Raw genomic sequence first — 2,077 nt, 5'->3', positions numbered from 1 at the left:
TGAACGTGAACGGCGATACCGTCGGCTTCTACGCCCTCGGCGCGACGGGCAACAACGGCGGTGTCGGCCTGCTGACGGTCAACGACGAGGAAATACCGTTCAGCTTGACATCCAAGCTGTCCCGCGACCTTCCCAAGGGCGGGCGTATCGACATCTCCGGCAATCCGACTTTGAGTGCAACCGCGACGGTGACCTGGCCTGACGGCAATGCGGCGGTGATTTTGTTGCAGCCCGAAGTCTTTAGTTTCGTTACACTGTACGTCCCTCCAGCTATTCAGGGCACACTTCAGGGTCTGCTGGGGAACGCTGATGGCAACGCCAGCAACGATTTCAAAGGCCGCGACGGCACGTCCTATCTGTCGAATCCGAGCTTCGAGCAGCTCTACAAGGGCTTTGGAGATTCCTGGCGGGTCCAGCCAGCGGAATCACTGTTCCGCTACGGGGCGGGTCAGAGCACCGCTACCTTCACCCGACTGGACTTTCCGCCCCCACCCCAGCCTATCGCGCCGCCAGTTCTGACCCAGGCCGAGGCCACTTGCCGCGCAGCAGGCGTGACCGACGCCGAAGCGGTGAAGGACTGCACCTTCGACGTGGCGGTCTCGCAGAAACCGGAGCTGGCGCAGAGTGCCTTGCAGTACGATCCCAACCATCCGTCGCTGGCGGTCTCACCTGCCAACACGGCGGTGGGCGCCGGACAGCAAGTGCAGCTCCGGGCTTCAGTCCAGGGCAAGGCCAACCTCGCAGACGTGCAGTGGACCACCACTGGTGGAACACTCAGCGCCAATGTGGACGGCGTGGTCACCCTGAGTGCGCCGAACACCGTCGGTCAACTGACCGTCACCGCCAGCGTGGCCGGAGCCACGAGCACGGCGATAGTCGCGGTGCGTTCGTCGGCCATCACCGCGACCTCCAGCGCCAGCGCGTTCGTGGGCCAGAGCATTCCGCTAAGGGCCGACCTGCTCGGTGACCTCGCTGGGAAACCGCTGGTCTGGAGCGCGGCGCGGGGAAGCGTCACGCCGTCTGGCAACGCTGTGACGTACACCGCTCCGGCCACGCCGGGCGACGATACCGTCACCGTCCAGATGCAGGGCGACCCGGCAGTCAGCGCCACCATTCCGGTTCAGGTGCTGGGTGCCCAGATCAGCCTTTCACCTGCGGTCACAGAGGCCCGCGTGGGCGAGGTCATCGGGTTCAACGTCACCTATGGCGGCCTCGGTCAGGCTACGCCGACCATCGAATGGAGTGCGTCGGGCGGCACCCTCACGCCCGGCCTCGGTGCCGCCCGGTACACCGCACCCAGCCAGGCGGGAACGTACACCGTCACGGCGACCGTCCAGGGTCGCCCGGATCTCCAGGCGACGGCCCGCGTCGTGGTTCGGGACATCAAACTGGTTCTCACCCCGAGCGAAGTGAGTATGAGCGGCGGCGAGACACGTCAGGTTCAGGGCGAGATCACCGGCCTGGTCGGTCCCCAGGGGATTACCTGGACCAGTTCTGCTGGCACCCTGGTGCCCAACGGCAACACGGTCACCTTCACCGCGCCGACTGTTCCGGGGAGCTACACCATCACCGGCAGCGTCGTCGGCTACCCCGAGATCAAGGCGACCGTCCCGGTGACAGTCGTGGTCACGGCGCTCTCGGTGACACCTACCAGCACGACGCTCCTACCCGGTGAATCGACGTCTTTCCAGAGTACGGTCACTGGTTTTGCTACCACCCCGCCGCTCACATGGAGCGCCTCCGCAGGCACCCTGACTCCAAATGGCAACACCGCGACCTTCACCGCGCCGCGCCAGGCCGGGCCAATCACGGTCACGGTGCAGGGCGGCGGTGTTCAGGCTCAGGCCCAGGTGACGGTGCTGGAGCCGAACCTGGACCTCTTTGCCCCCTGGAGAGGCAGTGAGGCCGTCGCCTTCCCCGGCATGCAGGTCTCGCTGGTCGGGGGCGGCCTGCGCCCGGAGCGCGCTGTCTGGAACGCGACGGCGGGCACATTGAGTGCCACCAGCGGCACCAACGACGTGACCTTCACCACGCCCACTCAGCCGGGTGAGGTGACGTTGAGCTACAGCCACTCGCT

General features: G+C 66.0%; 1 protein-coding gene. It reads left to right on the top strand.

Going from position 1 to position 2,077, the window contains the following annotated elements; all coding sequences use genetic code 11:
- On the top strand, window positions 1-2,077 hold a 2,077-nt coding region (locus tag Q0R23_RS08680), incomplete at both ends, for a hypothetical protein (protein ID WP_293912135.1).

The sequence above is a fragment of the Deinococcus sp. genome, from assembly GCF_025362455.1.
In the GTDB taxonomy this organism is placed as follows: domain Bacteria; phylum Deinococcota; class Deinococci; order Deinococcales; family Deinococcaceae; genus Deinococcus.
Note: the sequence above shows the minus strand (reverse complement) of the source record. Positions and strands in the feature narration are given on the sequence as shown.